We start from the raw sequence: 26,748 nt of genomic DNA, 5'->3' as shown, positions 1-26,748 counted from the left end.
CTACCGCCCGAGTCTACCGTGCCACAGTCCTAGACACGGCGAGCACCTAGTTCCTTTTCCACGAGCTCCATCGCCACCTCGGTGGCGCTGCGGTGGTCCATTTCGCCTGCGGACTGCGCGGCTTCGACCATGTCGCGTTCTTCGTCATCGCGGGTATAGGCCGGCGGTTCTTCCGGCGGCGGCTCGTCCGCGGGGCCCTCCGGCTCAGGCGGCAGCGGCACCCCGTTGCTAAATTGCGGCGTGCGCGCGAATTCCTCATCGCGCTGCTTCGCCACCTCGCTTGCCTTGGCGATGCGCGAGCGCCACCCGGGCTTACTCTCCGCCTCCTTGTCATCGCTGGGCTCGCGTTCGGGCGCGTTGGGGTTCCATTCGGGTTTAGCTTGCGGGGCCCGCGGCGCATCGAAACCGGCGGTCTTCGGGTCCGTGCCCACCACGCAATTGACCTCAATATCGCGTTGGAATTCCTCCCGCAGCACGTCCACAATGACGGAATTATTCGCCGGCGCATTGATGCGTTCTGCCAGCGCACCGGTGGTATGCCCCAGCGTCAGCGTATTATCGCGGAACCCGAGCACGCGGGCTTCGGCAAGCATGATTTCAGCAACCTTATTCCGCTTGCCGACGCTCCCCCTCAGCTCCACCCATTTCCGCTTCACTGCCTCCACGAAGTCACCGTCATCGCCGCTTGCCGATGCCCCCTGGCCCTGCCCCTCCGACTGCACTGTCGCCTGCGCTGCCTGGGCTTGTTGCTGCCCCTCCGACTGTGCTGTCGCCGCTGGCACCGGTTTCTCCAATGGTTCCCCTTGGCCGTTGCCGCGGGCTGGGGCATTCTGCGGAACCTGGCGCTCCTGACCCCATGGATCCGCGCCGACGTCAGTTTTTGCGTCGCCGCTTCCCTCGGTAGCCGAAGCGTCCTTTTCAGGCACATCGCTAGACTGCGAATCCGTGGACTGCTGCTCAGGCCGCCCAGACCCATCAGCTCTTTCTGACTTCTCCACCTGGTCAGACGGCCCAGCCTGGCCAGCCCAATCAGCCTGCGCCGATTGCGCATGCTCCGCGCTCGGTTGTTCTTGGGACAACTCAGATCGTCCCTGATTCTCAGCCCCTGTCGACTCCGTTTGCGCTGGCTGTTCATGTTGCGCCGCCGGTGCTGGCTGCGCAGACTGCTCAGCCGGGGTGGCCTGCGCCGACTGCGCAGGACCCTCATGCTCGCCACGCGATTGCTGCGCCGTTGCCTCCGGTTGAGACGATGGTGACGGTGATGTTGCTTGCCCCGACTGTGCCTCGGTGCCAGCGGCCGCTTGATTTGATTGTTGTGCAGGCACCTCTGAGCCAGTAGGGCCCGTGGCGGCCTGGTTTTGTCGTTGCTGTGGCTCCGCCGGTGCGGTGGAGCCCGGAGCAGGCTGGTTTTGCTGGGCCTGGGACTTTGCGCGGCGCCGCGCGATGATGGCGGCCGCTGCCGACTGCGGGTCTTGGGCCCCCGAAAAGGCGGGGCCGTTTCCCGCAGAGGGTGCCGCCTGGCCCGATTGTCCTGGCTGCCCTGACTGCGCTGCCTGCGCCGATTGTGCCCCTTGGCCGGCCTGGTTGGGCTGGCTTGCCTGTGCGGATTGCGGGGCGCCGCTGGGTTGGGCGGCCTGAGGCAATTGGCCTGGCTGGCTCGCGGCGCCCAGAGCTGCACCCGGCGCCGCGCCGGACGAGGTACCGATGAGCAGGTGTGCGCACATGATTTCGAGCAGCAGACGCGGCGAGGTGGCCCCGGTCAGATCGCTGATGCGGTCATTGACGGTGGAGGCAAGATAAGTCAACTGCGGGCCGGAAAAACGCTGCGCTTGGGCGGTGAGCACCTCGGCGCGGTCGGTAGGCGCGGAAACCAGGCCGGCATCGATGGCGCCCGGCACTGCCTGCAGGATCATCAGGTCGCGCAAGCGGTCGAGCAGATCCACCGCAAAGCGGCGTGGGTCGTGGCCGGCCTCGATGACGTTGTCGATCTGCGCGAAGAGGCCGGCCTTGTCGTTTTCGGCGAGGGTAGCGATGGTGTCATCGAGAAGCGTGACGTCCGTAACCCCCAGCAGCGGGCGCGCGAGGTCATAGGTCAAGCCATCGGGGCCCGCACCGGCCAAAAGCTGGTCCAACAGCGACAAGGTATCGCGCGGGGAGCCACCGCCGGCCTCGATGACCATGGGATAGACGGCGTCTTCGACCTGCACGCCCTCAGAGGCGACGGTCCTTTGCAGCAGCCCCTTCATCGCGGGCGGGGTAAGCAGGCGGAAGGGATAGTGGTGCGTCCGGGAGCGAATGGTGCCGATGATTTTTTCCGGCTCCGTCGTCGCAAAGATGAAAATCACGTGCTCGGGCGGCTCTTCAACCACCTTGAGCAACGCATTGGCGCCGGACGGGGAAATCATGTGCGCCTCGTCGATGATGAAGATGCGATAGCGCGATTCCGCCGGCGCATAGTAGGCGCGGTCGCGCAGCTCGCGCATGTCCTCCACGCCATTGTGCGAGGCGGCGTCGAGCTCCGTCACGTCCAGGTTGCCCGGGCCGCCGGGCGCAAGCGACACGCACGAATCGCACTTGCCGCACGGCGTCGACGTGGGCCCGTGCTCGCAGTTGAGCGAGCGGGCCATAATCCGCGCCGAAGACGTCTTACCGCAGCCGCGCGGGCCGGAAAAGAGGTAGGCGTGGTTGATGCGCCCCGCGTCGAGGGCGGCAGATAGCGGCGTGGTGACCTGCTCTTGCCCCACGACCTCGGCAAACGTTGCTGGACGGTATTTCCGGTATAAAGCCACGGTTAGCCAGTTTACCGGCTAACCCTCGCGCGACCAGTCCAGCAGGTCAATGCCCTGCTCGGCCACTGCCTCCTGCAGCTTGCCGACGCCCTCTTCCACCCCAAACGCATATTCCGCATCCGTCAGCATGACCAGCTGCAGCACGAGCGTCAGGCGGTCATCCTCGCGGTACTGCGGCGTCTGCCCGCCCCAAAGGTACGGGGCGATGAGCAGCCCGTGGTGCACGGACGGCTCGCCGGGGAGATCCAAAAGCGACGGCAGCAAGACGCCGGGCTGCGCGGGCAAGAGGCCGCCCGCCTTCTCCAACTTCGCGGCCGCAGCCCCCACGGCGGCGGCGACTTCGGGCTGGCCCACGCGCGCCACAGTGACGAGTTCGCAGCGCACATCTAGGCCTTCGGCATCGCTGCGCAGGCCGGTATCGACGTCGTTGAAGGTGGTGGTGAGGGCGAGGGATTGGGCATCGGCAAGCCTGGCTAAACCCAGCCTGCGCCCATCAACGTACCGGAACTCCAGCGGAGCCGGGATGACCTCGCTAAGCCACACGGCGGATTCGTCGGCGTTGATTTTAGCCCTCCGCCTTTTCGATGGCTGCCAGGAGCACGCAGGTGGCAACGCCGTCGATGGCTTCCTCGATTTCCTCCTGCGGCGGCAGCGACACCGCAAGGCGGATATTGCGGTCATTCTCATCGCGGCCGTGCGGGTAGGCCGCGCCCGCCTTGGTGAGCACGATGCCGGCGTCCTTGGCCAGTTCCCACACGCGGGTAGCGGTGCCATCGACGACGTCCATGGAAATGAAGTAGCCGCCCGCTGGGTCGGTCCATTCCGCCACGCCGTACTCGCCCAGGCGCTCGTCCAAGATGCGACGCGCGGCGGCAAACTTCGGCGCCAGCAGCTCGGCGTGGCGGCGCATCAGCTCGCGCACGCCGTCCGCGGAGCCGAAGAACTCGGCGTGGGCGAACTGGTTAATCTTGTTGGGCCCAATACCGCGGATGCCCGCGTTCGCCAGGTACCAATCAAGGTTCTCCGCCGAGGACCCGAAAAAGCTCACGCCAGAGCCCGCGAAGGTGACCTTGGAGCTCGAGGACATGGCCCAGAAGCGGTTGGGGTGCCCGCCCTGCTTGGCGATGTCCAGCACCGGCAAGACTTCCGGAAACTCCTCTGTCAGCGTGTGTACTGCATAGGCGTTATCCCACACGATGCGGAAATCGGGCGCCGCGGTGTCCATTTCTGCCAGGCGGCGGGTCTTTTCCTCCGAGATGAGTACGCCGGTGGGGTTGGAGAACATGGGGATGAGCCACATGCCCTTGACCTGTGGGTCCTGGGCGAGCTTAGCGATGGCCTCGACATCTGGGCCGTCGTCTTCCATCGGCACAGTCACCAGCTCAAAGCCGAAGAGCTCCGTGATGGCAAAGTGCCGGTCATAGCCGGGAACCGGGCAGATCCACTTGACGGTTTCTTCCTCGCTCCACGGGTGCGGCGAATCATTGGTGCCGAAGATATAGGACCAAGAAATGAGGTCGAACATGATGTTGAGCGAGGAGCTATCGCCGGCCAGCAAGAGCTCTGGGTCAATATTGATTAACTCGCCCCACAGCTCACGCAGCTTCTTCACGCCCTTCAGGTTGCCGTAGTTGCGCAGGTCAGCGCCTTCAGAATCGGTGTAGTTTCCCTCACCCGGCAGCGATAACAGCGCGTTGGAGAGATCGAGCTGCGCCTTCGATGGCTTGCCACGGGTCAAATCCAGCTTGAGGCCCTTTGCTTTTAGGTCCGCATATTCTTCGCGGACTTTAGTGGCAAGTTCTGCCAAAGCGGACGATTCCAGAGTGAGAAGCGACATTAGTTATGTCTTACCTTCCGTAGTGTGGTGCGACGTTTAGCCACCAATACTAACGCACCCTGCACAAAAAAGGGACCCCGCGCACCCGTCAGAGCCTCCTGACCCTTGCTGCATTCCTGCCCTGGGGGAGTTCAGAGGATGGACGCCACGCGGAATCCTGCCTTTACCTTAACGCCCACGGCCCGCATAAGCCAAATACACCGCCGCCCGACATCGCTTGGGGCGAGGCGGAAGGCTGTGGGGGCATCGGTAAGCGGCAGCAGTTCGGTGAGCGCCGGGTCCTGCCCTACCGAAACCCAATAATTGCCCAAAAATCGGCACTGACCAGGCGATTGGCATTCTAATTGCCACGGCTGCTAATGTTTCTTCTCGGAGGATTCGACTAGCGGCCTATGTCACACGCCTGGAACGCGTGCGGGGTTCACGCCCCTCGTGGGTTCAAATCCCACATCCTCCGCCACTGGAAATCCCGGCTCGAAAGAGTCGGGATTTTCGCGTATCTACAGCCTGCTTGTTTAATCCGTGAAAACCCGTCAAAATAGAGATAGCCCCCTTTTCCCCATAAACTATCTCACTAGGACCCTCCCCCATGGACTATGTCTTGGCTCTCGGCGAAAACCCCGATTTTCCTTTGTGGCTTCGCGCGACACACCTCATCAACTTTGTACTCATCGGCATGCTCTTGCGCTCCGGGCTGGAAATGCTTTCTTCCATGCCGCGCCTGTGGTGGCGCAATGACTGCGCCCCTGGCACCGAATGGCTGCGATTTACCAAGCGCAAGCTGCCCAAGAAAGAGGGCGTATATACCTCTTTGATGGATGAGCTTTCGTGGTCGCCGCTCGTGACTCTGCCGGGCCGCGAAAACGTTGGCCTGGGCCGCCACTGGCACGGCCTATCGGTCATGTTGTGGGTCCTCAATGGCCTGGTATATGTCGTGCTGCTCTTTGCCACTGGCCTGTGGCAGCGCCTCATCCCCACGTCCTGGGATATTTTCCCGGAGGCTTGGGATACCTTCAAGGTCTATATCAGCCTCAGCGCGCCCGGCATCGAACACTTCACGCCATACGATGCCCTCCAGCAGCTCGCCTACGCCTTCGTCATCTTCATCGTCGCGCCCTTCATGATGGTGACTGGCCTGGGCATGTCGCCGGCCATCCGCGTGCGCTTCCCGTGGTTCGTGAAGATGCTGGGCGGGCACCAGGGCGCGCGGTCGCTGCACTTTATCGGCATGGTGTTGATGTCCGCATTCATCTTGGTCCACGTAGTGCTGGTATTCGTCGTACACCGCGAGCACAACATGGTCCACATCGTCTTCGGTGACGTCTCCACCGAGCGCTATATGCAGGCCTTTACCACCGTGATCATCACCATCGTGGCGGTCATCATTTTCTGGGTTGCCCTGTCTTATTGGACCTTGGCGGACCGCGCCCGGGCACATAACTTCTTGGTCTCGTTCACCGAAATTGGCCGCAAGCTTTCGCTGAACCACTTCCACCCGCGCAAGCCCAAGGAAACCAAGGACTCGCCGCTGCCCATTTCCTCCTTCCACTGGACCAACGGCCTGCCGCCAACGGAAAAGGAGTCCCCGGAGTGGACTGAGTACAAGCGCAATGGGTGGCAGAACTACGCCATTACCGTGGCTGATGATGTCAACGGCACTGAAAAGACCGTCACCCTCGAAGAATTGCGGGAGCTACCTCAGACGTCCTACATCGCCACGCATACCTGTATGCAGGGGTGGTCGGCGACCTCGAAATGGGGAGGTCCCAAGCTTGTCGATGTCCTCGAGCTACTCTGCCCCCGCCCCGAAGGCGCCAACTACGTGCTTATCGAGTCCTATGGTTTGGCGCAGAAGATGTACGATAACCGCCCGCGCGAGCCTTTCTACGCGGCCTTCGATATCGAGACCGCCATGGAGGATCAGTCGATCTTGGCAATCTCTCGCAATGACCAGGACATCGATCTGCACTTGGGCGCCCCAGTGCGCGCCCGCGTGGAGTCGAACCACGGGTATAAGGCCGTGAAGTGGGTATCGCGGATTGCCTGGATTGGTGATTACGCCGACTACGGCGATGGCCGCGGCGGCACCCGCGAGGATTCCGCGCTCCAGGCCTTCAACGGCCGCATCTAGCACCGAAGGATTAGAATCTGTTTCTATGACTGATAAATCTTCCGTCACCGAAACCCGCATCGCCATCGAAGGCGTCCGCAACGACAACGACGTGCGCAAGTGCCTGCAAAAGCTCTACGGCATCTTTGCCGATACGGGAATGGGCCAAGCCACCTTCGAGATGACCGGGGAGGCCACTGCGGATGTCGTCATCAAGCACTCCGAGTCCGTCACGGTGGATCCGGAGGTCATCGATGCGGCGGTGCGCAAGGCGGGGCCGTACCGCCTGGCCTAATCGATGCGCGGCGGCTCGTAGCCGTCCTCTTTAAGCCACGCGATATGCGGTGGGGTATTCATGCCCCACTCGCTGCGCGCCCAGGCAAAGGTCTGGCGCACCTCGGCCTCGGAATAACCGCCATCGCGCAGGTACTGCCGGAAGCCATTCGGCCCGGAATCCTTGATCCAGAGCCAGACGTAGTCGTCGAGGGAGTCATCGGCAAGCAAGCTTTCTAAGCCCGCCGGAACGAACTCGCGCTCGGCGCGCACGCGGTCCGCTAAGTCCTCATCGAGGAAATCGTAGAGGTAATCCATCGCGTCCTCGAGCTCGGCATAGTGTTGTGGGTCCATGAGCTAAATCTCCCGGTGATTGGTGCCGATGACCATGCGGTCGATCTCTTCCAGTATCTCATCCACGATGGCCGGATTGAAGGCCCGATCCTTGCGCAGGGCTAGGAGCTCGCTCTGGGCGGCGTTGAGCGCGGTGCGGCGGGCCTCCAGCGCGACGCGGCGGGCCTCCTCGGCGCGCTGCTTGCGCTCGTCGTTATTCTCGGCGGGGTTTTCGCCATCGCCCAGGCGGTCCTCGAACCACTGGATGACGTTGGCGGAAATTTCCGGATCGACCGTTTCGGCCTCGCCGGTGGCATCGTCCTCGGGGCGGAATTGCGATAGCGCATCGATGCTGGCGGCGCGCGCCCGCGAAACCACCGCGGCGCGCATCTTATCGTTGGCGGCCTGCGAGGCCTCGGTGAGATCGAGCTGCCGCATCAACCACGGCAGCAGCAGGCCGGGCAGCACCATGGTGACCAGCAGGACGGTCAGGGCGATAACGGCCAGCTCGTGGTGGAAGGCGAAGACGCCGGTGGGAATGGACAAAACCAGCGCCAAGGTCACCAGGCCGCGCATGCCGGACCAGGTCATCAGCAGCACCTCCTGCATCCGCAGCGGGGCAACGTGCGGGCGCCCGCGCGAGACGTTGAGGCGGTAGTAGAAGAACATCCACACAAAACGCACCACGAAGGCCACCAGCGAAAGGATCACGCCGACCATGACGGAGTGCCACAAATCCGAGCCGACCTCCGCGATGGCGGTATTAACCGTCAGCCCGATAAGGCCAAAGGCGACACCGGTAAACAGCAGCTCCATGGTCTCCCAGAAAGACTGGCCGGAAAGCCGGTCCTCGGCCTGGATATCAGCGCGCGAGTTGAGCTCGACGGCGGCGATGACCACGGCGATAACGCCAGAGGCCTCCAGCTCCTCGGCCACGAGGAAGGTGGCAAAAGGAACCACCCAGGTTAGGGCGTTGCGCGCGACCACATCGTGGACGTGGGTAATAAACAGCGCCGTCAGCCGCCCGATGAGCCAGCCAATGGCAAGCGCGACGACGGACGAATAAAGGAAGCTCAGCACGCCGCTGCCAAAGGAAATATCCCCGCCCTGGGTCACGGCGGCGAGCGCAAGGTGGAAGGCGACGATGGAGGCGGCATCGTTAAACAGCCCCTCCGTTTGCAGGGTGGTGATGATGCGGCGCGGGATGCCGGCGGGCTCGGCCACCGCATCCACGGCCACGGGGTCCGGCGGGGCGATGGCCGCGCCGATGAGGATGGCGGCGGCGATGCTAATTCCCGGCAGGAATGCGTAGGCGGTCGCGCCCACGGCGAGGGTGGTGGCGACGACAAGCAGCACGGACAGGCTCAGGATGGTCACCCACTGCCCGCGAATCACGCCCCAGGACGTGCGCCGCGCCAGCGCCCACAACAGCGGCGGCAAGAAGATGGGAAGGATGAGCTCGGTAGGGATGTCGAATTGCGGCAGCCCCGGTACGAAAACGGCGCAGGCGGTAATAATCGTCAGCAGCGCGGGCCACGGCAGCCCAACCCTATCGCCGATCGCAACGACGAAGACGGTCAGCAGCATGAGCCCGATGAGAACCAGTAAAACTTCCATGGGCTCGATAGTATTACGCGCGCCAAATATACGGCTCGCGGCTCAATTCCTCCGGCCGGAATTGCGCCAAGAGCTCGGCGGCGGTCTCCGCCTCATAGCCCAAAGACTGCGCCAGCTGCTTGACGATGCCCCTCTGCTCCCCCATATCCCGCATCGTCACCGCACCATCGCGCTTGGCCAAGCGCTTGCCCGCGGAATTCAGGACCAGCGGCACGTGCACGTAGGTAGGCGGCGCAATCCCCAATAAGGAAGCAAGATAAGCCTGGCGCGGGGCGGAGGATAAGAGATCGTCGCCGCGGACCACCTGGTCGATGCCCTGGTAGGCATCATCCACAACCACCGCCAGGTTATAGGCCCAACCGCCGTCCTGCCCGCCGCGGCGCAGGATGAAGTCATCGACGTCACCGGTGTAGTCGCCGTGCAGCGCGTCGTGGATGGTGAAGGTGGAGACATCGGCGCGCAGGCGCAGCGCCGGCTGGCGGTTTTGGGCGGCGAGCTGGGCGCGTTTGGTGGCACGTTGGGCATCGGAAAGCGCACGGCAGGTGCCCGGGTACTGGCCCGGAATGGCGTGCGGAGCGCGGGAGGCTTCGCGGATATCCTTGCGCGAGCAGTAGCACTCGTAGACCGGCAGCTTCTGGAGCGCCGCGGCATAAGAGGCCTCGCGATCCTGCTGGTAGATGACCTCGCCATCCCACTCCAGCCCTAGGGCCGCAAGGTCCGCGAGCTGGCGCTCGGCCGCCGCGCGGGAGGAGCGCTGCTTGTCGATGTCCTCCACCCGCACCACAAACCTGCGCCCCGTCGAGCGCGCGTAGAGCCACGCGAGAAGCGCCGTGCGGAGGTTGCCAAAGTGGAGATCGCCAGAAGGGCTCGGGGCATAGCGGCCCGCCCCGGTGGTCGCGGAATTCATAGTCCCAGCATACGGTTTGGCACAATAGTGGGCATGGAAAAATCCCCCTCCTCTCAAGTGCGCTTCATCCCTGTTCATTCCACTCTCTACCCCTGGCTCGTCACGATCTTCGTCGTGACGTTTTTGATTTCTAATATCAACGCCACCAAGGGCGTCCAGCTTGGGCCGCTCGTGACCGACGGCGCCTTCTTCCTCTTCCCGCTGGCCTATATCGTGGGCGACGTTTTATCCGAGTGCTACGGATTCAAGTCCACCCGGCGCGCCATCTACATCGGCTTTGCGATGGCCCTGCTCGCCGTGGTGTGTTTCTACATCGCCATCTGGCTGCCCGCGGCGGATTTCTATGAGGGCCAGGAGGCCTTTGCCGCCACGCTGGGCTTGGTGCCGCGCATCGTTTTGGCCTCCCTGGCCGGCTACCTGGTGGGCCAGCTGCTCAACGCATGGACGCTGACCGCGATGAAGAAGCGCACCGGCGAAAAGGGCCTTTTCTCCCGGCTGATTGCCTCCACCGTGGTGGGCGAGTTTGGCGATACTTTGCTGTTTTGCGCCATCGCCGCGCCCGTCATCGGCATCGACACCACGAGCGGTTTCATCAACTACGTGGTGGTGGGCTTTGTGTGGAAGACGCTGATTGAGGTCGTCCTCTTGCCCATTACCTCCACGGTTATCAAGCTGGTGAAAAAGCGCGAGGATTACCGCGCCTTCGACGCCGCGTAGTAGCGGCCTAGGAACTCATCGCGGTAGTCCTCGTAGTAGCCGCCGTTGATCGCTGCGCGGATATTGTCCACTAACCGCACCATGAATTCCACGTTGTGGATGGTGCACAACGTACCGGCCAAAAATTCCTTCGCCTTGAGCAGGTGGTGCAGGTAGGCGCGCGAGTAATTCTCCGTGACGTAGCCGCCGAACTCCTCGTCTACACCCTTAAAGTCCCGCTTGAACCGCGCATTGGTGAGGTTGAGGCGGCCATCGAGCGTGTAGACGCCGCCGCGGCGGGCCAAGCGAGTCGGCGCGACGCAGTCGAAGGTATCGGCGCCGGCTTCGACTGCGGTGAAGATGTCATCGGGCTCGGAGATGCCGAGAAGGTGGCGCGGTTTATCGTCCGGCAGTTCATCGCAGACCCAGCCCACGATGGTGCCGAGGTTCTGCTTTTCCAGCGCGCCGCCGATGCCGAAACCGCCGAAACCGCGCTGGCCCTTCTCCCGCGCGGCGCGGTCCAGCTCCAAGAGGCCGCGAGTGGCCTGGCGGCGCAGGTCCTCGTATTGCGCTCCCTGCACCACGCCCCACAGCGATTGCTTCGGGCGGTGGTAGCGCTCGCGGGTAAGGCGGTCGTGTTCTTCCAGGCAGCGCTGTGCCCACCGGTGCGTGCGGGCGACGGATTCCTCCTGGTAGGTGCGCGAATCAATGAGCGTGGTCAGCTCGTCGAAGGCGAACATGATATCCGCGCCCAGCCCGTGCTGAATCTGCATGGACTTTTCGGGCGTAAAGCGGTGCTTGGAGCCATCGATAATCGAGCGGAAATCCACGCCTTCCTCATCCACCTTGGCCATGCGCTCCCTTTTCGCGGCGCGAATATCCTTTTCGGTGAGATCCGCCAAGTCCATGGCGATGACCTTTTTAAAGCCCACGCCCAAAGACATCACCTGGAATCCGCCGGAATCGGTGTAGGTCGGCCCGTGCCAGTTCTCGAATTTCGCCACGCCGCCGGCCTCGTCCACGATGTCGTGGCCCGGCTGCAGGTAGAGGTGATAGGCATTGGACAAAATGGCCTGCGTTCCGGTGGCGCGAATCTGCTCCGGCGTCAGTGTCTTTACCGTGGCCTTGGTCGCCACTGGGATAAACGCCGGGGTGGCGATATCGCCGTGCGGGGTGTGGATAACACCACTGCGGCCATGCTTGCCGGGGCCTTCGGGCAGGCGCTTATCGATGTCGAAACTTAAGTCCTTCATTCCTTTTCTTCCTCTTCTTCCCTGGCTTTCTGGCCGTGTTGTGCTTCCCATTCTTCCTCAAGCGCGGTGCCTTCGATGTCTACGGTGGGCAGGATCTTATCCAGCCACTTGGGCATCCACCACGTAGCGCGGCCCATGAGGAACATGGAGGCAGGGACGAGGGTCATGCGGACAAAGAAGGCATCGAAAAGCACGCCCGCCGCCAAGGCAAAGCCAAAGATCTGGATGAACGGCAGCGGCTGGTTGATAAAGGCCACGAAGACCGAAATCATGATGATCGCCGCGGCCGTCACCACGCGCGCGCCCTGGGTAAAGCCGGTGATGGTGGCCTCGTCGACGGCATTGTAGGGCCCCGACGTGCCCTTCGGGTGCCGCGCGATGTGCTCGCGCATGCGCGTGACCAGGAAGACCTGGTAGTCCATGGCCAGGCCGAAGGTCACGCCGATAAGGAAGATCGGCATGAACGATAGCAGCGGGCCGGGGCCCGGGACGAGGCCCCACAGGCCGTCTTGCCATACCAGCACCGTCAGGCCGAACGCGCCGCCAACCGAAAGCAGGAAGCCCAAGCCCGCCACCAGCGGCACCAGGAGGGAGCGGAAGACGACGAGCAGCAGCACGATCGCAAGCCCCACCACGATGCTGAGGTACGGTGCCATCGCATCGCGCAGGCGCTCGGTGATGTCCAGCTGCACGGCGGTCAGGCCCGTCAGGCCAACTTCGGTGCCGGTGGTGCCTTCGATCTGCTTCGTGGCAGAGCGCAGGGCGTGCGCGACATCAATGGTTGCCGCTTCCGTTGGCGAGGTCTCCGGGGTCACCATGATTTGTGCCGCGCGCTGGTCATCGCTGACTGCAACGATCTGCGCGTGCTTTACCCCGCCGAGCGTCTTTAATTGATCCGCGGTGTAGAGGAAGGACGCAAGCGCCGCCTTATCCTCGGCACTCTTCGGCGCAGCAGCTGCTTCCTTGTCCTCGACCTCTGCGACGGGGGCGATTTCCGGCTCCGCTGGCTGTTCGCCGGGTTGATCTGCTGGCTGATCCGCGGGGTGTTCTGCCGGGTGCTCGGCTGGCTGGTCGGGCGCCTCGTTCGGCGCGGGCTCAGGCGCGTTGTCAGGCGCATGGTCGGCCGGGTGCTCGGCAGGGCCTTCGGCGGGTGCCTCACTGGCGCCCTCGCCGGCGTTTTCCTCGGGTTCGTCCTGTCCGCCCTGGGCTGCCACCAATGGGGCGAGCGCGGCGGAATCGGCGTTGATGGTGTGGGCATCGACAACCGCGAGGAACGGCCCGTTGATGCCGGGTCCGAAGCCCTCGGCCAGCAGGTCGGCGGCCTTGCGCTGGGTGGTATCGGGATTTGAGGTGGTATCGGCAGGCAGCGCCAAATCCATGTGGAGCACGGGGGCGGTCATGGCGCCGAGGGAGAGGACGACGAGGGCCATCGCCAAGCCGGGCACCTTTTGTACCAGCCGTACCCAGCGATTGCCCATGGTCGGGCCGCGGCGCGCCTTGCCCTTGCGGGAAGAATTGCCGGCCACGCCGGGGATGCGGCCGGCAAATGCCTTGTCCCCCAAAAGTCCGAGCATCGCGGGGATGAGCGTGAGGGAGACCAGGACGGCGATGGCCACGGTGGCCGCCGCGGAAAGCCCCATGGCGGTGAGGAATTCGATGCGCGCAATGAGCAGGGCAAAAAGCGCGGTAAAGACGGTGGTGCCGGCGAAGACCACGGAAGAGCCCGCCGTTCCTGCCGCCATACCGGCGGCCTCTGGGGCGGACATGCGGGCCCGCTCGGCGCGGTAGCGGGACAGGATAAACAGCGCATAGTCGATGCCCACCGCCAAGCCAATCATGATGGCCAGCACCGGCGTCATGTTGTTGAGCTCGATCCAGTGCGTGGTAATCATCATGCCGCATGCGCCCAGGCCAACCCCGATGACGGCCGAAATCAACGGCATTCCGGAGGCGACCAGGGAACCGAAGGTAAAGATGAGTACGAGGAAGGCCACGCCCAGGCCGATGACCTCGGAGGTGGAATTGACCCGAATCTCATCGCCAAAGCCGGCTCCGCCGGCCTCGACGGTAAGTCCCTGCTGCCTGCCGATGTCCATCGCTTCCGTCACGATGTCCTTATCGGCCTGCTCCACGCTATAGGGCGATTCGGCATCGAAATTGAAGGTGGTATAGGCAATGGTCTCGTCTTCGTTGACCATGGCGAGGTTATCGGCATCGGCACGCGCGGATGATTCCGGCAGCCCCATCTCCGTGAACTGGTGGATGACCTCGTCCTGCAGCCGCGGCGAGACCTCAAGGGGGTTGCCAAAGCGCATGGTATCGCCCATCTCCAGGTTATCCTCGAGGTGGGAAATGACCGCGTCGATGGCCTTGTCGTTGGCGGAATCCGAAAGCTTTTGGCCCTCCGGGGCCTTGAATACCAAGTTCACCGACGGCGAGTTGGCGGGATTGCCGCCCTCCGGGAAGAGGTCCATCGTCTTGTAAGTGGCATCGATGGACGGGGTGCCTTTGATAGCGAACTCGCTAGTCATCGGCTTCATTAGCATGGCGGCGGCACCACCAACGGCGGCAAGCAGCACCACCCACGCAACGATGACCTTCCATTTATTAAGGAAAGACCAGCGCCCTAGCCGGTAAAGGAGTTTAGCCACGGGAAGTTGTACCTTCGCATTCGCGTAGTCGGACTGATTGAACTTCGCCCTAGTGTAATGGCCATGTCCGGTATTCCCTATTACCTAGCCGGCTTGCAGCCAGTATTCACAGACGATGCCAAGGCGGCAGGGTGCCCCTCCCTGCGCAAAAAATTCGTGGCCCCGATATAGTCGAAGACTAGGTCGGGGGCCACGATAAGGTGCTGGGACGGTACCCAGTTATAAGATTTCTTCCTACTTAAACGTACTTTGCCAGGTTCAAGCCGGGAAGAACCAGATTAGAAAAGGCAGAACCGATTTTCTTCACTCGCTCGAGAATGGCAGCAATAGCCCCATCCAGCTTGCCGAGGGAGGAGCTTCCTAGAGAAGAACCATCGGCCGCAGGATTTTGTTCGGAGGGCTTGTTTTCTGGGGGCACCTGGCCAGACGGCTTATCGCTCGCGGAAGCACCCTCGAATGCCACGGTGAAATCCGTGTCGGCATCATCTAGTGGCTGCCCCACCGGGTACTTGCCCAAGAAGATGTCAGAGCCAGTCTGGGTAAACGAGGTCGGGGCATCGGTCGTGGCGTAGCTCTTGCCAGTCTCTGGCACCAAAGGCTCGGAGAGCTTGAAGGTAGAGATAGCAGCATCATCCCCGGATTGGTCGACAGGCTGGTCCTTAAATGGGCCGGAAGCACCGGTAAGCTTATAGTCCGCGGTAATGGTGGCATCTTGGCCTTTTACTTCCACCTTAATATCCGAAAACATCAAGTCCATACCGTAGGAACCGTTAGGCCCCAGCCCTGGATAGCCCTGAAGGTGCACAGACCCCTTGGTACCAATTGTTCCGTTGCCATCGGCGTCTAGGGTGGTCTCGGCTACATCGACGGGGAAGGTGAAATCCTTGCCCACCTTTTCTGCGCCTTCAGCCGGGGTAATGACACCTTTAGCAAACGGGGTACCCAAGTGATGAATGAAAGATTCTTTGATCGGCCAATTCAGTTGGCCGGATTCCACAGCGGCGATCTCGGTGGAACCATCAGCCGGAGCCTCAGCTGCGGTGGCCATAGGGACCGTAAAGGTGCCGAGTGCAACCGCACCGGCTGCGATAACAGATGTTGTTTTCATGAGATTCTCCTCTTGAGAGCAGTGGTGAAGCCTTACCTATCAATATTAGGCAAGGCTTACTTTAGTTAATTGATTAGAAAAAGTAAATCAGTGACGCTTATCTAGTTCTGCGAAAATTCCCGAGTTGAAAGCAAACGCCCGCTGCGCCTCAGACAGCAAGGCCTCCCGTTCCCCTGCGGTCAGCGAAAGGCCATCTAGACGCTCGCGATACCCCTTGCGATACGGGGGAATCTTGCCAATGGCAGTGAAGTCATAGAAGTTCAGCGCATCCGATTCAATGTCATAGAGTGCACCTAAGCGCGCAGCAATGACCTGCCCCCCGGAGACATCCCCGAGGTAACGGACATAGTGATGGGCCACGACCTCTACCGCGCTTCCGGACACCTCCTCCAAACGCGCAACATAGGCGGCAGTAGCTGGCAAGATTCGGATCTTTTCACGCCAATCACCACCAACCAGAGCCGCCAAATCCGCCTCCAGTGCGTAGCGCCGTTCGAGACGTGGATCGGCCACCGCGCTGCCGATCGGAGTGTGCGCCACGCTGCGGACGGCACGCTCCAACGACTCATAGACAAACCACAACTGGCCGGTCAGGTCGGCTGCAGCCGCCCTGCTCAACTGTCCCGACATGAGGCGCTGCATAAACGCAGAGCCTTCTGCATTTTCGTGAGCGTGCGCAGTTGCCTCGCGCAGCGCTGCAGACAATGGCTTATTGAGAGTAACAGTCACTGACTTCCTCCAAAGTAACGCTTACCTAAGTTCTAGATTCAATTTAAGGTTAGGCAACCCTTAATTACAAGACTGGGAAGAAAAATCAACCGAAAGGACTACCTCCCACCCACCGTCTGCGTCACGAGTGGCGCACTACCACAAAAAAGAAGCGCGACACCGGACTTACTGCCGATGCCGCGCGCATCGCTTAGGCTTTTAGCGATTGGCCGTTACTTTCATCGATGGAGAAGAGCACGGACACTATCTAGGGCTCCAGACTTTATAAAGGCCTGCCCCAAGATGGCGAACATGCTACCGATAGTCACCACACCCAAGATGTAGTTCCAGACCTTGGCGAACTTAGACCCAAAGGTAGAATCTTCACCTGCGGCCCCCTGATCTTTCCCTTTTTCGGGAGCTTCATTCGCCGGTTTATCGGATTCTGGCTTCTTAGGTTCCGGCTTCTTAGTCTCTGAAGACTCTGTATGCTTTGGGGTTTCTGGCTTCTTCGAAGGTGCTTGGCTCTGCGAGGTCGCTGGTGGCTGCGGTGCCGGCTCGTTCTGGGTCGTTTCCTCACTCTTCGATGGTGCCTGGTCCTGCGAGGTCGCCGGTGGCTGTGGAGCCGGCTCGTTCTGGGTCGTTTCCTCACTGTTCGATGGCGCCTCGCCCTGCGGAGCTTCTGGGGCCTCCGGGTTATGCTGATCCTCTGGCTCTGGACTCTTCTTCTGACCACAATCAGGGGAAACGTTGAGGGTCAGCTGAGCTTCATCAACCTTGGGGCTATATTTAGGCCCATAAATTCCCATGAAGAGTACATCTACGCCTTCGGCCTTTTTGTCTGTCGTGCCTGGTTGCCGCTCGTAGAAAGTATCAGTGGTGGAGAGGGTGAGCGTGTTACCTTCCTTCTTCCATTGTCCCTTACCGTGAGCAAATGCTCCTTCTCCAGTACGCTTATTGGCTTCGGTTTGATCGTCCTTAGTGTACTGCGTCATATGCTTGCCTTCGACGTAATAGGCTTCGTAGCCACTACCTAGACGAACCTCATCCCCAGTTGTTTTTACAAAAGGACTCTTAACATTGGAGTACAGCGCATCATGGTGGCCGGTGAAGGTAATCGAAGAGTCCTTGGTCCTGATTTCAGAAGCGGTCACGTTGCCCTGCTCATCTACCGTGACCGTCGATTTTTCAGGATCGACATCAAATCCAAAGGTGAAGTCTTTACTGTCAGGCTCGCCGTTTTCCTGAACCGAGCCAGTAGTAGTCCAGTCACCTTGGGCAATAGGGCCTTTGATGTAGCTGCGCCACGAGTGTTTGATGCCCCAATTTAAGGAGCCGGATTCGATGGTGCATGTTTCTTCCGCAGAAGCATGCGGCACGGTCAGCGCTGTCGCCGCAAGGGCGGTGACCAAGATTCTTTTAAACATGGAAGTCCTCCAAATGATGTGAGAAGAGTGGGTTGATTGCGGGCGTGGCACGTTGTGGATGTACCCGCAGCCCGTCGACGGAAATAGGCCAGTCATATACCTGAGACAAAGTGCGACCGGTAAATACCTCGTCTACGCGCCCTTGGGCTGCTAGTCCCCCGCACGACAGGCACACGACATGATCGCAATAGGCTGCCGCCGCGTTGAGGTCATGGAGCACCACAAGGACGGCAACACCGGCCTCGCGGGCAAGGGCTTTCATTGAGCCCAGCAGTTGTTCTTGGTGCCGGATATCCAGCGCGGCCGTTGGCTCATCGAGCAAGATAACCGGGGTATTTTGGGCAAGCACCCGTGCGAAGGCAGCGCGGGCGCGCTCGCCGCCGGACAGCGTGCTGATGTCTCGGCCCGCGAGGTGTGCGACGCCGGCGGTATCGAGGGCGGCGTCAATAAAAGCATCGTCAAGGTCCGCGTAGGCAGTTCCTTCCCAAGGACGACGCCCCATTGCAATGACATCGCGGACGAGGAATTCGAAAGACACCGAGACGTCCTGGAGCATTACCGCACGCGTGCGCGCGAGCTCCCGCGCTGGGGCCTTGGGTGATAGCCCACCCACGGTGATCTCGCCGGAATAATCGATGTCTCCAGCTACGGCGGCAAGTACCGTGGATTTACCGGCACCGTTCGGGCCGATAAGCCCGGTGACTTCGCCCGCTTGGGCCGTAAAGGACACCTGATCCACGAGGGTGTGCTCCCCCACGCGAACGGTTAAGTCTTTGACGTTTATCATCAGTGCACTCCTTTGCGCATCATGCGGCGCAGCAAGATGAAGAACGTTGGGCCGCCCACCAGGGCGGTGAAAATACCGATGGGAAGATCCGCAAAGGGAATCATCGTGCGCGCTGCCACGTCAGCGAAGCCAATGAGGACAGCACCACCCAGAGCAGAAGCAGGCAGCAAGATGCGATTTTCTGGGCCGACGATGCTGCGCAACAAGTGGGGAACAATTAGCCCCACAAAGCCAATGAGGCCGGCGAAGGAAACGGCCGCGGCGGTCAGCACTGCCGATGCCACGATCGCCACGATGCGCAGCCTCGGCACGTTGACACCGGTGTGCGCGGCAGCGCGCTCACCGAGAGCGAGGACGTCCAGCTGCTTACCCAACCGCAGAGCCACTGCGAGGCCTATCACTACGATGGGAAGTACCGCCCACACGTGTTTCCACTGCGAACCGTTAAGGGAACCCATCTGCCAGAAAATGATCGCCTCACGGTTGGCGGTGGGCGCCAAATACACCATGAAGGAAATGATCGCGTTGCATACCGCATTGATGGCGATGCCGGTGAGAATCAGGTGCACCACGGCCACGCGTCCGTTGTACCGCGCCAGCTGATAGATAATGAAGGTAACCAGCAGCGCGGTCAGGAAGGCTGCGGCGGGAACGGTAAAGGTACCGAAGAACTCGATATTAAAGACGATGACTACCGCAGCGCCAACGCCCGCACCGGAGGTAACGCCGATAATGGAAGGTTCTGCCAGGGGATTGGCGAATACCGCCTGCATCAGCGTGCCGGCAACGCCCAAGGCTGCGCCCACCACAAGGCCCAAGACCAAGCGCGGCAGGCGGATGTCCCACACCACGCTTGCGGTCAAGGAATCCTGCGCGTGCCCGGCTGCCAGAATGGGAAAGAGATCAGACAGCGGTACATAATATTGTCCCAGCACAACGGAGATGAGCGCCGCAAGAACGGTGAGGATCCCCAGCAGGATGAATACCCAGGTGCGCTGAGTACGTCGGCGCGCAAAGGTGTCCGTATCCTTACTCATTGTCGGGGTCATACACAGCCTTTGCTAGCTTCACCAGCGTCTGACCAGTCATGGGACCAAATGCCAACGATTGGCCGTCCGGGATAGTAACGATGCGTTTCTTTTGCCCGGCGGTGGTCTGGGCGACGCCTGGGCGTTCTAACAAGCCATCAATTCCACCGGTGGACTCAAGGCCATTGGTCATCATGATGATGACCTCTGGGTTGATGCGCGCCAGCGCCTCCGCATTGGCGGGTTCTGCATAAGAAAGATTGTTTTCCTCAGCCAGATCCACGCCACCGATGCCTTCAATAAGATCCTTGGCCCCGGTGCCGTCGCCCATAATGAAGAAGACACCGCCGTTTCCGCGTGCGTAAAGGAACGCCATACGCATCGGGGCATCAGGAACTAATTCCTTGATGGCTTCCTTTGCCTCGTCGATTTCCTTGTTGGATCGATCGGCTAGTTCGCGTGCTTCGTCGGGCAGACCGAGGGCATCGCCAAGCGTGGTGATGTCCTCACCTACGGAATCAATGGTGCGCTCAGGTTCCATGACCACAGTGGTAATGCCCGCCGCGCGGATTTGATCAATGGCATCACGCGGGCCAATGGAGTGATCCACGATAAGAAGAGTTGGATTGAGCTCCAATACCGCTTCCACGTTGATGTTGTGACCGCCTTCAGTCACCACTGGGAGATCCGCCAAGTTGGGCTCAGTGGAAGAGACTGTACGACCGACGATATTATCTGCCAAACCCAATCCGCTCAGCGTCTTGGTGTAGGTACCATAGATATCTAACGCAAGGATGCGCGAGGCATCGGTGACGGTGACGTCATAGCCATCGGCATCGGTAAGCTCTACCGGAAGCGCCGGCTGCGCCTTGCCAGTAACCGGCTCGATATCGTCAAAGTCTTTGACGTCGCTCACGCCTTCAAAAGACCTGGGATCCGAGAGATCGGCGGGATCCGGTAGCTGATCTGTGTAACTTCCCTGTACACCACACGCAGTAAGACTAAAGATGCACAGGAGTGGTACGAGGAAACGAAGAACGAGTTTCACGGCAATCCTTCTAAGAGTTGTTCATGACAAGGCGGCTGGTGGAACCACCGGCGATGATCAATCCAACGATGAACAGCAGTAGATAGGTGATCGGGTTATCCATGTTTCCGCTGGGAGACGTCGCGGATTTGACCTTGAACTTGTTCGAACCGTCCTCGTATCCCTGCGAGGAATCACCAGCAAGCGCCTGGTCCACAGCTCCCGCGTTGACACCTCCCTTGGAACCAGTGCCGCTCTTTCCGTTTCCTCCCCCGCTGGAGCCACTGGATCCAGAGCCGGAACTAGCACCGCCGCCACCGGATACGGCGCCGCAATCAGCGCTTCCGCCCAAGGTGGCGTGGAAGCTCAACGGATCCATCTGGGTGCCCGGCTCATAAAATTCGGCGAAAGCGTGAGAACCGGTCTCGGAAAGCGATACTGCAGCTTCACCAGATACAGCATCGGAGCCAATATCGAGGGAACTAAAGTCCAAGCTGCCAATGACAGTGCGTCCGAAGTCCTTCTTTTCGCCTTCCATATTGGAAGAACGCACATCACCAATAAGTTCACCAGAGTTACCGTTGAAGGTGATTTCCAGGTTGGCAATGTTCAGATCCAGCTTGCCGTGGTGGCCGGTGAACTGGATGCTTCCGCCATATTGCACGGAGCCTGCATTGTCTTTTACAGCACCGGAATTACCCGTGAATTGGAAACGACCATTTTCATATCCCACGCCAGATAGATCCCATCGGCCTTGCGCAATAGAGCCGGTGATATAGGACTGGAAGGACTTCTTTACGCCCCACTGTGCTGTAGCTTGGGTGACACCAGTAGCTTCACAGACGGCACCGTCGCCGCCGGATGCACCCGCGCCCGAATTACCTGAGCCCAAGGCGCCGGAGTTAGCGGATCCAGAGTGCGCAGGACCCGATCCCGCTGCTTTCCCAGTTCCTGAAGCACCGCCGCTTCCGCCCGAACCGGAGTTACTCGGTGACGAATTTCCCGATGCAGAGTTAGTAGAAGCCGAGTTTCCTCCAGTGGAGTTCGACGTACCCGAAGCAGAGCCACCCGAATTCGAGTTCGACTCACCACGGTTATTGAAAGACTCCAGCTCATCAAGGAATGCCTGGGTATTGCCCATAAACGTGGTAATACCGTTCATCGTGTCATTGGTCTCAGACAGGATGTCCATGGCTTCCTTATTAAAGCCCGTGAAGGAACCCGTGATAGAGGTCAATGGGCGCTTCGAACCGCCACCGGAACCAGAGCCGCCAGAGCAAGAACCATCTAGCGCAATGGTGCCGGAGGACGGATCCAGGACCTCACCCTCTTTGTAGAATCCAGTGAAAAGTTTGACGCCACCGGAGGTCAGGGATGTTGAGCCGGCCAAATCTACCTTTTCAGCTCCGTCTTTTACCGGATTATCCAGATTGATGGTGGCGATCACTTCGTCATCGCCTTTGATTTGTTTACCGCGGCTATAGTCTTGCCGGTTCAATTCGTAGGAAACATAGTCCACGGAGATCTTTGCCTGGTTACCAGACGCCTTGACCTTGAAGTCCGACATCGTCATGTCCAGGACCCCTTCATGGCCGGTAAAGCTCAGCGTGCCATTGAATGGAATCGTGACGTTTCCACCAGAGACATCAGGCTTTCCCGCGGTAAAGACGAACGCACCATCGCCCGTTTCGTCCCCCTTAAAACCAATGCCGTTGGCACCCCAGCCACCGTGGGCAATATTTCCCTTGATGTAGCTGCGGAATGACTGCTTGAGGCCCCAATTCCATGTGCAGGCCTCGTCTGCGTGGGCAACCGGAGTAGAAGATAGAAGCGGGGCGAATCCCGCCATGAGGAACGCCGCGACAATGACGCCGAACGCCGACCTCCACAGTTTACGAATCATGTTGAGAACCTTGTTTCTCGCTAAAAGAATGTATAGGCTACGCTTACTTAGGTAAGCATATCCTGACCGATTTTCTTTCAGCTGTCAATAACTACCCCCAATAAGAAAACAATGCAGAACTACCCCCACCGAGACATCTTCACCAGCATCTACCCCGATGTCGATCCCACTCAGAGCTTCCCTCTCACAATCGGCGAACGCTTCTCCTTAGCGCTTTCCGTCGGCGTATTCATGTTTGGCGGCGTGAGCGGAAGCCTGCTCATCGCTGGCATCGGCTTGGCCTTTGTGGTCGCCTGCTCCTTCGCCCTATCCCAAAAGGCCCCGCGCCGCATCCGCACAGAGGCGCGCAGCCGGTTCCCCCGGGAACCGTGGGCCGAACAGCCCAGTCTCCTCGTCCCCGCAGTGTGGGCAATCATCGCAGTAATCGCGGCCTTGGCGTGGTGGTTTACCCCCGTGAAGTACCTCATGTGGAGCGCGGGCACCATGGCTGTCATCGCAGCTACTGCAACATGGTTCCTCCCTACCGTGCAGCGCCGCCGCTCGCGGGCCGCACACGCAAAGCAGGATGCTTAAATTACCCAAAGACCCAAGCTCCCCTGCCGCAGAAAACAAAAATAGGCCCCGACCTGCATTAACAGGTCGGGGCCTTGCGCGGTGGCGGCGGGATTTGAACCCGCGGTTGGGGGTTACCCAACAATCGCTTTCGAGGCGATCACCTTCGGCCGCTCGGACACGCCACCGCGTTCCAGATTACGGGAGGACCCCCGATGCAACAAAATCGCCGCGCCGGCACTAAGCCAGCGCAGCGATTTCGCTAGGAAGGGACTATAAAATTAGTCCTTCTTCAGGCCACCGATGATGTCGTTGGCCTTGTCCTTGATGCTGTCAGCAGCATCGGACAGCTTGTCCTTAGCCTCGGAAGCGACCTGATCGGCCTTGCCCTCGTTGGCTACGTCTTCGTTACCGGTTGCCTCGCCGAAAGCTTCCTTTGCCTTGCCTGCGAGGTCGTCCTTCTTGTTTTCCAAATCGCCCATTTTCTCTCTCCTTAAATGAGTCGCTTACAGTGTGACAGCCACTATACCCACTTTTCGCGCAAAGTGGTGAAGAATTTTTCTAGCAACGCCACGCAGTCCTCTTCAAGCACGCCGCCGCGAACCTGTGGGGTAAAGGGGGCGGTGGGGGCACGCAGGACATCGACAAGCGAGCCGCACGCACCCGTCTTCGGCTCAAAGGCGCCAAACACCAGTGAGCTTATCCGCGCGGCTTGCAGGGCGCCGGCACACATGGCACAGGGCTCCAAGGTGACCACGAGCTCGCAGCCGATCAGGCGCCAACCATCGCCGTGGATGCGCACCGCCTGGCGGATGGCCTCGATCTCGGCGTGGGCGGTGGGATCGCGCAATTGCTCGCGGCGGTTGACGCCGGTGGCGAGCTCGCGGCCGGTGGCATCATAAAGCACCGCCCCAACCGGCACGTCGCCGGCGGGGGTTTGGCGCGCCACCGCGAGGGCGCGCTGCATGCGTTCCTGCGCGCGCTGCAGGGGCTTAGGCGTTATCAATGACGTCTTCTAGCTCATCCCCAAAGCCCAGGTCGCCGGCAATGCGCAGGAGCATATCGGAGGGCCAATCGTCCTCATCGTCGATGATATAGCCCACCTGATCCTCGGATAGGCCCAGGTCAGCGAAGATATCGAAGTCGCCCTCGCCGTAGGGTTCGGCCTCTTCCGGGTCCACGTCTGGAATCTCATAGTCATTGAGCTCCATGAAGTCCGCGGCAAAGTCATCGTCAACGCCGTAGGTGGCGTCCGAAATTAGCATTTTCACCCCGCCGGGCACGGGCCGCACGGCAATGAAGTAGGCGTCCTCGACGCAGAGAAGGGCGAAAGCCGCGCCTTCGGAGCGCAGGGAGCGCACCGCGGTGATGGAGGTTTGCGGGTCCTCAAAGTCATCATCGAAGCTGCGCACGGCCCATTGTCCCTCGTTGCGGGCGACGGTAACCGCGAAAGAGTAATTTTCGTTGCTCATACCTCGTGAGATTAGTCGTGTTGTGCCACAATTGTCACCGTGAGTTCTCAAGATGTTCAACGCCCCATCTGCATTATCGGCCTCGGCCTCATCGGTGGTTCCTTGCTGCGCGATCTCGCGGGCTATAACCACGACGTATTTGGATACAACCACTCGACGTCCGCCGCCCGCACCGCAGTCAAGCAGGGGTTTGACGTCAATGATGACTTGCCCGCGGTGCTTAACCGCGCCGAGGTTGAAGAGGCGCTCATTGTGATCGCCGTTCCCATGACCGCGGTGGGCAGCGTCTTGGATGCCATTCAGGAACACGCCCCTAGCTGCGGCATCACGGATGTAGTCTCCGTGAAAACCCCCGTGCGCCAGCAGGTCTGTGACCGCGGCATGGAGGATCGCTACGTGGGAGGGCACCCCATGGCGGGTACCTCGAAATCTGGGTGGGATCACTCCCAGACGGGGCTTTTCCGCCGCGCCGCGTGGGGCATTACCTACGATTACGCCGCCGAGTGTGAGGCGAGCGGGGGAAAAATCCCCAAGAAATGGATTGAGACTTTCACCGATGTCGTGCGCATGACCCAGATGGTGCATGCGGAGGCGGTCCCCATTCGCGTGGCCAACCACGATGCGGCGGTCGCCCGCATTTCGCACCTGCCGCACGTTTTTGCGGAAACGCTCGCCATGGTCGGCGATAATGGCGGCATTTTGGCGCAGTCCTTGGCCGCTGGGTCCTTTAAGGATGCGACCCGGGTGGCGGGCACCCGCCCTGACCTCGTGCAGCAAATGTGCGAGACCAATGCCCCCGCCCTCGTAGAGGCTTTGGACGAGGCGCTGGAGCTGCTTCACGATGCCCGGGAGAAACTCGCCGCCCCCGAGCCTTCCATCGCCGAGCTTACCGATGCCGGCTACCGCGCCCACACCCGCATCGATGCCAGGTCGGGCGCCCGCAAGGAATCGGTCTCCCCGGTCAAGATCTCTTCCCGCCCCGTGCTGCGCCTGCACCCCGGCGGGCCGAAGTGGGTGGCGCAGCTGCGCCAGACCGAATCCTTGGGCGGGCGCATCGAGATCTTTTAGCGGCGCTTGTTGCGGGCGGCACCGCTGCCTGCGCCGGCGGCGAAGGTGCGCGCGGCTGCCGCGGCACCGATAAGGCCGATTACGGCTACGGTGAAGTAGATCCACGGGTGATCCCCGCTGGTTTGCGGAACTTGGGCTGGCTCGGGCGTGTTCTCGGCGGTCAAGATGGCGTCTTTATCCTTGCCGCTCATTACGCCCTCTGCCCACTCCTTGGTGCCGGCGAGGGTGGTGATTGCCGCGCTTGGAGAGGGAAGTTCCGGGTCCGCATTCGAGGTACCCGCGGTAGCTAGGCCCGCGAGTTTTCCGTCCACGAAGAACGGTCCGCCAGAGTCGCCGCCCTGCATACCAGCATTACCGGTGGAGTGGACGTCGAGGATCGGGCTGCTGATCATCGGGGCCATGCCGCCTTGGCCAGGCTGCATTACTTCCCCACCGTTGCCGTCAGGCTTGACAATCTGCGGCTGCTCGGCGCCCGGCTTGGTGGCACCCGGCGAGACCACCTTGGGCTTATCCGATCCCGAACCAGATCCCGGCATCTTGAGGCCGGGCATGGCCTCTTCGGCCGGCACGGATTCGTAGCCTTCAGGGACCTTCACGTCTGCATCCGGCTTGGAGCCGCCCGGCATCTTGAGGCCCGGCATGGCTTCTTCAGCGGGCACGGACTCGTAGCCTTCCGGGGCTTCCTTGTCGGCGCCCGGCTTCTGTGCGGCGTCATCGCTTGGCCCGCCGCCCAGGATTTCGGAGACCTTCATCTCTGCCATCGGCAGCTGGCCTTTGCGCGCCATGGAGGAGCTGCTACTCCAACCATATAGGGTGCCAAGGTCGCCGGTCTCTGGAATATCGGTAGAGATCTTGGCCGGTTTGATATCGGTGACGGGCTCGGTGAGGTGGAGCAGTCCGGCATCGGAAAGCGGGGATAGCGCCCACGAATCCGCGTCATAGACCTTGCCTCCCAAGCGGGCCTGGGTGCCTTCGTTATTGACGGACTGCAGGCAGTGGCGGGCGGTAAGCACCCACTGCCTATCCACGAGCGTGCCGGTGCAGTCGCCGAAGTTGCCTATGCGGCCCATCTTGAGCGCGGCGACGGTCTGGGACTCGGCGTTATCGGGGGCGGGTTCGCCGTGCTCAAGGGCGCTGGCGGGGGCCGCCAACATCCCGATGATACCAGCGGTGGTCAAAGCGGTAGCAATTTTACGCGACAT

Annotated in this window: 24 protein-coding genes, 2 tRNA genes and 1 other RNA gene; 6 read left to right on the top strand and 21 right to left on the bottom strand. The window is 61.0% G+C overall.

The genetic code is table 11. From position 1 onward, the window contains the following. Positions 1-29 precede the first annotated feature (29 nt). The 4 genes from CACC_RS00970 to ffs form a co-directional block, all read right to left on the bottom strand. Positions 30-2,789 (bottom strand): DNA polymerase III subunit gamma and tau, encoded by a 2,760-nt coding sequence (locus CACC_RS00970; RefSeq protein ID WP_035108253.1) that lies wholly within the window; start codon positions 2,787-2,789, stop codon positions 30-32. Between the two features lie 18 nt (positions 2,790-2,807). Further along, on the bottom strand, positions 2,808-3,332 hold the full coding sequence (locus CACC_RS00965; RefSeq protein ID WP_005276448.1) for a suppressor of fused domain protein: 525 nt from the start codon (positions 3,330-3,332) through the stop codon (positions 2,808-2,810). Positions 3,333-3,354: 22 nt separating this feature from the next. Next, the gene (locus tag CACC_RS00960; RefSeq protein ID WP_005276446.1) at positions 3,355-4,626 is read right to left on the bottom strand and encodes an aspartate aminotransferase type Ic; all 1,272 of its coding nucleotides are present in this window, start codon (positions 4,624-4,626) and stop codon (positions 3,355-3,357) included. 65 nt (positions 4,627-4,691) lie between these two features. Continuing rightward, an RNA gene (gene ffs, locus CACC_RS00955) (signal recognition particle sRNA small type) lies at positions 4,692-4,788 on the bottom strand. Positions 4,789-4,997: 209 nt separating this feature from the next. Between ffs and CACC_RS00950 the strand changes: the two genes are divergently transcribed. The 3 genes from CACC_RS00950 (at position 4,998) to CACC_RS00940 (ending at position 7,031) form a co-directional block, all read left to right on the top strand. Then, positions 4,998-5,086: transfer RNA gene (locus tag CACC_RS00950), tRNA-Ser, on the top strand. Positions 5,087-5,215: 129 nt separating this feature from the next. Further along, complete coding sequence (locus CACC_RS00945; RefSeq protein ID WP_005276444.1) at positions 5,216-6,757, top strand: molybdopterin-dependent oxidoreductase; 1,542 nt, start codon at positions 5,216-5,218, stop codon at positions 6,755-6,757. 25 nt (positions 6,758-6,782) lie between these two features. Then, a complete protein-coding gene (locus CACC_RS00940; RefSeq protein WP_005276443.1) occupies positions 6,783-7,031 on the top strand; it encodes a hypothetical protein in 249 nt (82 codons plus the stop codon). On the opposite strand, the gene CACC_RS00935 is transcribed toward CACC_RS00940, so the two are convergent. From CACC_RS00935 to gluQRS, 3 genes are read right to left on the bottom strand one after another with little or no spacing between them, the layout of a single operon-like run. Next, positions 7,028-7,363 carry a hypothetical protein gene (locus CACC_RS00935; RefSeq protein ID WP_005276440.1) on the bottom strand — a complete coding sequence of 112 codons (336 nt, stop codon included), beginning with the start codon at positions 7,361-7,363 and terminating at the stop codon, positions 7,028-7,030. The two genes, CACC_RS00940 and CACC_RS00935, sit on opposite strands and share 4 nt — an antisense overlap. Before the next feature lie 3 nt (positions 7,364-7,366). Beyond that, the gene (locus CACC_RS00930) at positions 7,367-8,959 is read right to left on the bottom strand and encodes a cation:proton antiporter (protein ID WP_005276438.1); all 1,593 of its coding nucleotides are present in this window, start codon (positions 8,957-8,959) and stop codon (positions 7,367-7,369) included. A 13-nt stretch (positions 8,960-8,972) separates the two neighbouring features. After that, complete coding sequence (gene gluQRS / locus CACC_RS00925; protein WP_005276435.1) at positions 8,973-9,866, bottom strand: tRNA glutamyl-Q(34) synthetase GluQRS; 894 nt, start codon at positions 9,864-9,866, stop codon at positions 8,973-8,975. A gap of 33 nt (positions 9,867-9,899) precedes the next feature. Here gluQRS and CACC_RS00920 point away from each other — a divergent pair, with 33 nt between their 5' ends. Next, positions 9,900-10,583, top strand: a complete 684-nt coding sequence (locus CACC_RS00920) for a queuosine precursor transporter (RefSeq protein WP_023028148.1) — start codon at positions 9,900-9,902, stop codon at positions 10,581-10,583. On the opposite strand, the gene tgt is transcribed toward CACC_RS00920, so the two are convergent. The 9 genes from tgt to CACC_RS00875 form a co-directional block, all read right to left on the bottom strand. Beyond that, positions 10,559-11,815, bottom strand: coding sequence for a tRNA guanosine(34) transglycosylase Tgt (gene tgt, locus CACC_RS00915; RefSeq protein ID WP_005276430.1), 1,257 nt, complete (start codon positions 11,813-11,815; stop codon positions 10,559-10,561). The two genes, CACC_RS00920 and tgt, sit on opposite strands and share 25 nt — an antisense overlap. Then, the gene (locus tag CACC_RS00910) at positions 11,812-14,466 is read right to left on the bottom strand and encodes an MMPL family transporter (RefSeq protein ID WP_005276429.1); all 2,655 of its coding nucleotides are present in this window, start codon (positions 14,464-14,466) and stop codon (positions 11,812-11,814) included. The genes tgt and CACC_RS00910 overlap by 4 nt, the downstream gene beginning before the upstream one ends. Positions 14,467-14,704: 238 nt before the next feature. Beyond that, positions 14,705-15,574, bottom strand: a complete 870-nt coding sequence (locus CACC_RS00905) for an HtaA domain-containing protein (protein ID WP_005276427.1) — start codon at positions 15,572-15,574, stop codon at positions 14,705-14,707. An 87-nt stretch (positions 15,575-15,661) separates the two neighbouring features. Then, positions 15,662-16,303 (bottom strand): biliverdin-producing heme oxygenase, encoded by a 642-nt coding sequence (locus CACC_RS00900; RefSeq protein ID WP_023028146.1) that lies wholly within the window; start codon positions 16,301-16,303, stop codon positions 15,662-15,664. 218 nt (positions 16,304-16,521) lie between these two features. Then, on the bottom strand, positions 16,522-17,709 hold the full coding sequence (locus CACC_RS00895) for an HtaA domain-containing protein (RefSeq protein ID WP_005276424.1): 1,188 nt from the start codon (positions 17,707-17,709) through the stop codon (positions 16,522-16,524). Then, positions 17,702-18,496: a heme ABC transporter ATP-binding protein gene (locus CACC_RS00890; RefSeq protein WP_005276423.1), complete on the bottom strand. Its 795-nt coding sequence runs from the start codon at positions 18,494-18,496 to the stop codon at positions 17,702-17,704. The genes CACC_RS00895 and CACC_RS00890 overlap by 8 nt, the downstream gene beginning before the upstream one ends. After that, entirely contained in the window at positions 18,496-19,545 is a 1,050-nt protein-coding gene (locus CACC_RS00885; protein WP_023016553.1) for a FecCD family ABC transporter permease, read from the bottom strand. Before CACC_RS00885 ends, CACC_RS00890 begins: the two co-directional genes overlap by 1 nt. Further along, positions 19,526-20,572: a heme/hemin ABC transporter substrate-binding protein gene (locus CACC_RS00880; RefSeq protein ID WP_035108251.1), complete on the bottom strand. Its 1,047-nt coding sequence runs from the start codon at positions 20,570-20,572 to the stop codon at positions 19,526-19,528. Before CACC_RS00880 ends, CACC_RS00885 begins: the two co-directional genes overlap by 20 nt. Before the next feature lie 10 nt (positions 20,573-20,582). Then, positions 20,583-22,454, bottom strand: a complete 1,872-nt coding sequence (locus tag CACC_RS00875; RefSeq protein ID WP_005276420.1) for an HtaA domain-containing protein — start codon at positions 22,452-22,454, stop codon at positions 20,583-20,585. A gap of 111 nt (positions 22,455-22,565) precedes the next feature. On the opposite strand from CACC_RS00875, the gene CACC_RS00870 reads away from it, so the two are divergent. Next, positions 22,566-23,027, top strand: a complete 462-nt coding sequence (locus tag CACC_RS00870; protein ID WP_005276419.1) for a hypothetical protein — start codon at positions 22,566-22,568, stop codon at positions 23,025-23,027. 79 nt (positions 23,028-23,106) lie between these two features. Here the strand turns inward: CACC_RS00870 and CACC_RS00865 are convergent. The 4 genes from CACC_RS00865 to CACC_RS00850 form a co-directional block, all read right to left on the bottom strand. Further along, positions 23,107-23,194, bottom strand: a tRNA-Ser gene (locus tag CACC_RS00865). A 93-nt stretch (positions 23,195-23,287) separates the two neighbouring features. Further along, positions 23,288-23,488: a CsbD family protein gene (locus CACC_RS00860; protein WP_005276418.1), complete on the bottom strand. Its 201-nt coding sequence runs from the start codon at positions 23,486-23,488 to the stop codon at positions 23,288-23,290. A gap of 41 nt (positions 23,489-23,529) precedes the next feature. Then, positions 23,530-24,012, bottom strand: coding sequence for a nucleoside deaminase (locus CACC_RS00855; RefSeq protein ID WP_255343669.1), 483 nt, complete (start codon positions 24,010-24,012; stop codon positions 23,530-23,532). Further along, positions 23,999-24,478: a tRNA adenosine deaminase-associated protein gene (locus CACC_RS00850; protein WP_005276415.1), complete on the bottom strand. Its 480-nt coding sequence runs from the start codon at positions 24,476-24,478 to the stop codon at positions 23,999-24,001. Before CACC_RS00850 ends, CACC_RS00855 begins: the two co-directional genes overlap by 14 nt. A gap of 39 nt (positions 24,479-24,517) precedes the next feature. Here CACC_RS00850 and CACC_RS00845 point away from each other — a divergent pair, with 39 nt between their 5' ends. Then, entirely contained in the window at positions 24,518-25,546 is a 1,029-nt protein-coding gene (locus CACC_RS00845; RefSeq protein ID WP_005276414.1) for a prephenate dehydrogenase, read from the top strand. On the opposite strand, the gene CACC_RS00840 is transcribed toward CACC_RS00845, so the two are convergent. Further along, positions 25,543-26,748 carry a trypsin-like serine protease gene (locus CACC_RS00840; RefSeq protein ID WP_005276411.1) on the bottom strand — a complete coding sequence of 402 codons (1,206 nt, stop codon included), beginning with the start codon at positions 26,746-26,748 and terminating at the stop codon, positions 25,543-25,545. The genes CACC_RS00845 and CACC_RS00840 overlap by 4 nt on opposite strands.

Origin of the sequence: Corynebacterium accolens, from assembly GCF_023520795.1 — a bacterium.
Taxonomy (GTDB): domain Bacteria; phylum Actinomycetota; class Actinomycetes; order Mycobacteriales; family Mycobacteriaceae; genus Corynebacterium; species Corynebacterium accolens.
Note: the sequence above shows the minus strand (reverse complement) of the source record. Positions and strands in the feature narration are given on the sequence as shown.

Excerpts from the sequence above, each read along its gene's own strand:
- CACC_RS00960 (WP_005276446.1), bottom strand. The coding sequence starts at position 4,626 with ATGTCGCTTCTCACTCTGGAATCGTCCGCTTTGGCAGAACTTGCCACT.
- CACC_RS00945 (WP_005276444.1), top strand. The coding sequence starts at position 5,216 with ATGGACTATGTCTTGGCTCTCGGCGAAAACCCCGATTTTCCTTTGTGG.
- CACC_RS00940 (WP_005276443.1), top strand. The coding sequence starts at position 6,783 with ATGACTGATAAATCTTCCGTCACCGAAACCCGCATCGCCATCGAAGGC.
- CACC_RS00935 (WP_005276440.1), bottom strand. The coding sequence starts at position 7,363 with ATGGACCCACAACACTATGCCGAGCTCGAGGACGCGATGGATTACCTC.
- CACC_RS00930 (WP_005276438.1), bottom strand. The coding sequence starts at position 8,959 with ATGGAAGTTTTACTGGTTCTCATCGGGCTCATGCTGCTGACCGTCTTC.
- gluQRS (WP_005276435.1), bottom strand. The coding sequence starts at position 9,866 with ATGAATTCCGCGACCACCGGGGCGGGCCGCTATGCCCCGAGCCCTTCT.
- CACC_RS00920 (WP_023028148.1), top strand. The coding sequence starts at position 9,900 with ATGGAAAAATCCCCCTCCTCTCAAGTGCGCTTCATCCCTGTTCATTCC.
- tgt (WP_005276430.1), bottom strand. The coding sequence starts at position 11,815 with ATGAAGGACTTAAGTTTCGACATCGATAAGCGCCTGCCCGAAGGCCCC.
- CACC_RS00905 (WP_005276427.1), bottom strand. The coding sequence starts at position 15,574 with ATGAAAACAACATCTGTTATCGCAGCCGGTGCGGTTGCACTCGGCACC.
- CACC_RS00895 (WP_005276424.1), bottom strand. The coding sequence starts at position 17,709 with ATGTTTAAAAGAATCTTGGTCACCGCCCTTGCGGCGACAGCGCTGACC.
- CACC_RS00890 (WP_005276423.1), bottom strand. The coding sequence starts at position 18,496 with ATGATAAACGTCAAAGACTTAACCGTTCGCGTGGGGGAGCACACCCTC.
- CACC_RS00885 (WP_023016553.1), bottom strand. The coding sequence starts at position 19,545 with ATGACCCCGACAATGAGTAAGGATACGGACACCTTTGCGCGCCGACGT.
- CACC_RS00875 (WP_005276420.1), bottom strand. The coding sequence starts at position 22,454 with ATGATTCGTAAACTGTGGAGGTCGGCGTTCGGCGTCATTGTCGCGGCG.
- CACC_RS00870 (WP_005276419.1), top strand. The coding sequence starts at position 22,566 with ATGCAGAACTACCCCCACCGAGACATCTTCACCAGCATCTACCCCGAT.
- CACC_RS00860 (WP_005276418.1), bottom strand. The coding sequence starts at position 23,488 with ATGGGCGATTTGGAAAACAAGAAGGACGACCTCGCAGGCAAGGCAAAG.
- CACC_RS00850 (WP_005276415.1), bottom strand. The coding sequence starts at position 24,478 with ATGAGCAACGAAAATTACTCTTTCGCGGTTACCGTCGCCCGCAACGAG.
- CACC_RS00840 (WP_005276411.1), bottom strand. The coding sequence starts at position 26,748 with ATGTCGCGTAAAATTGCTACCGCTTTGACCACCGCTGGTATCATCGGG.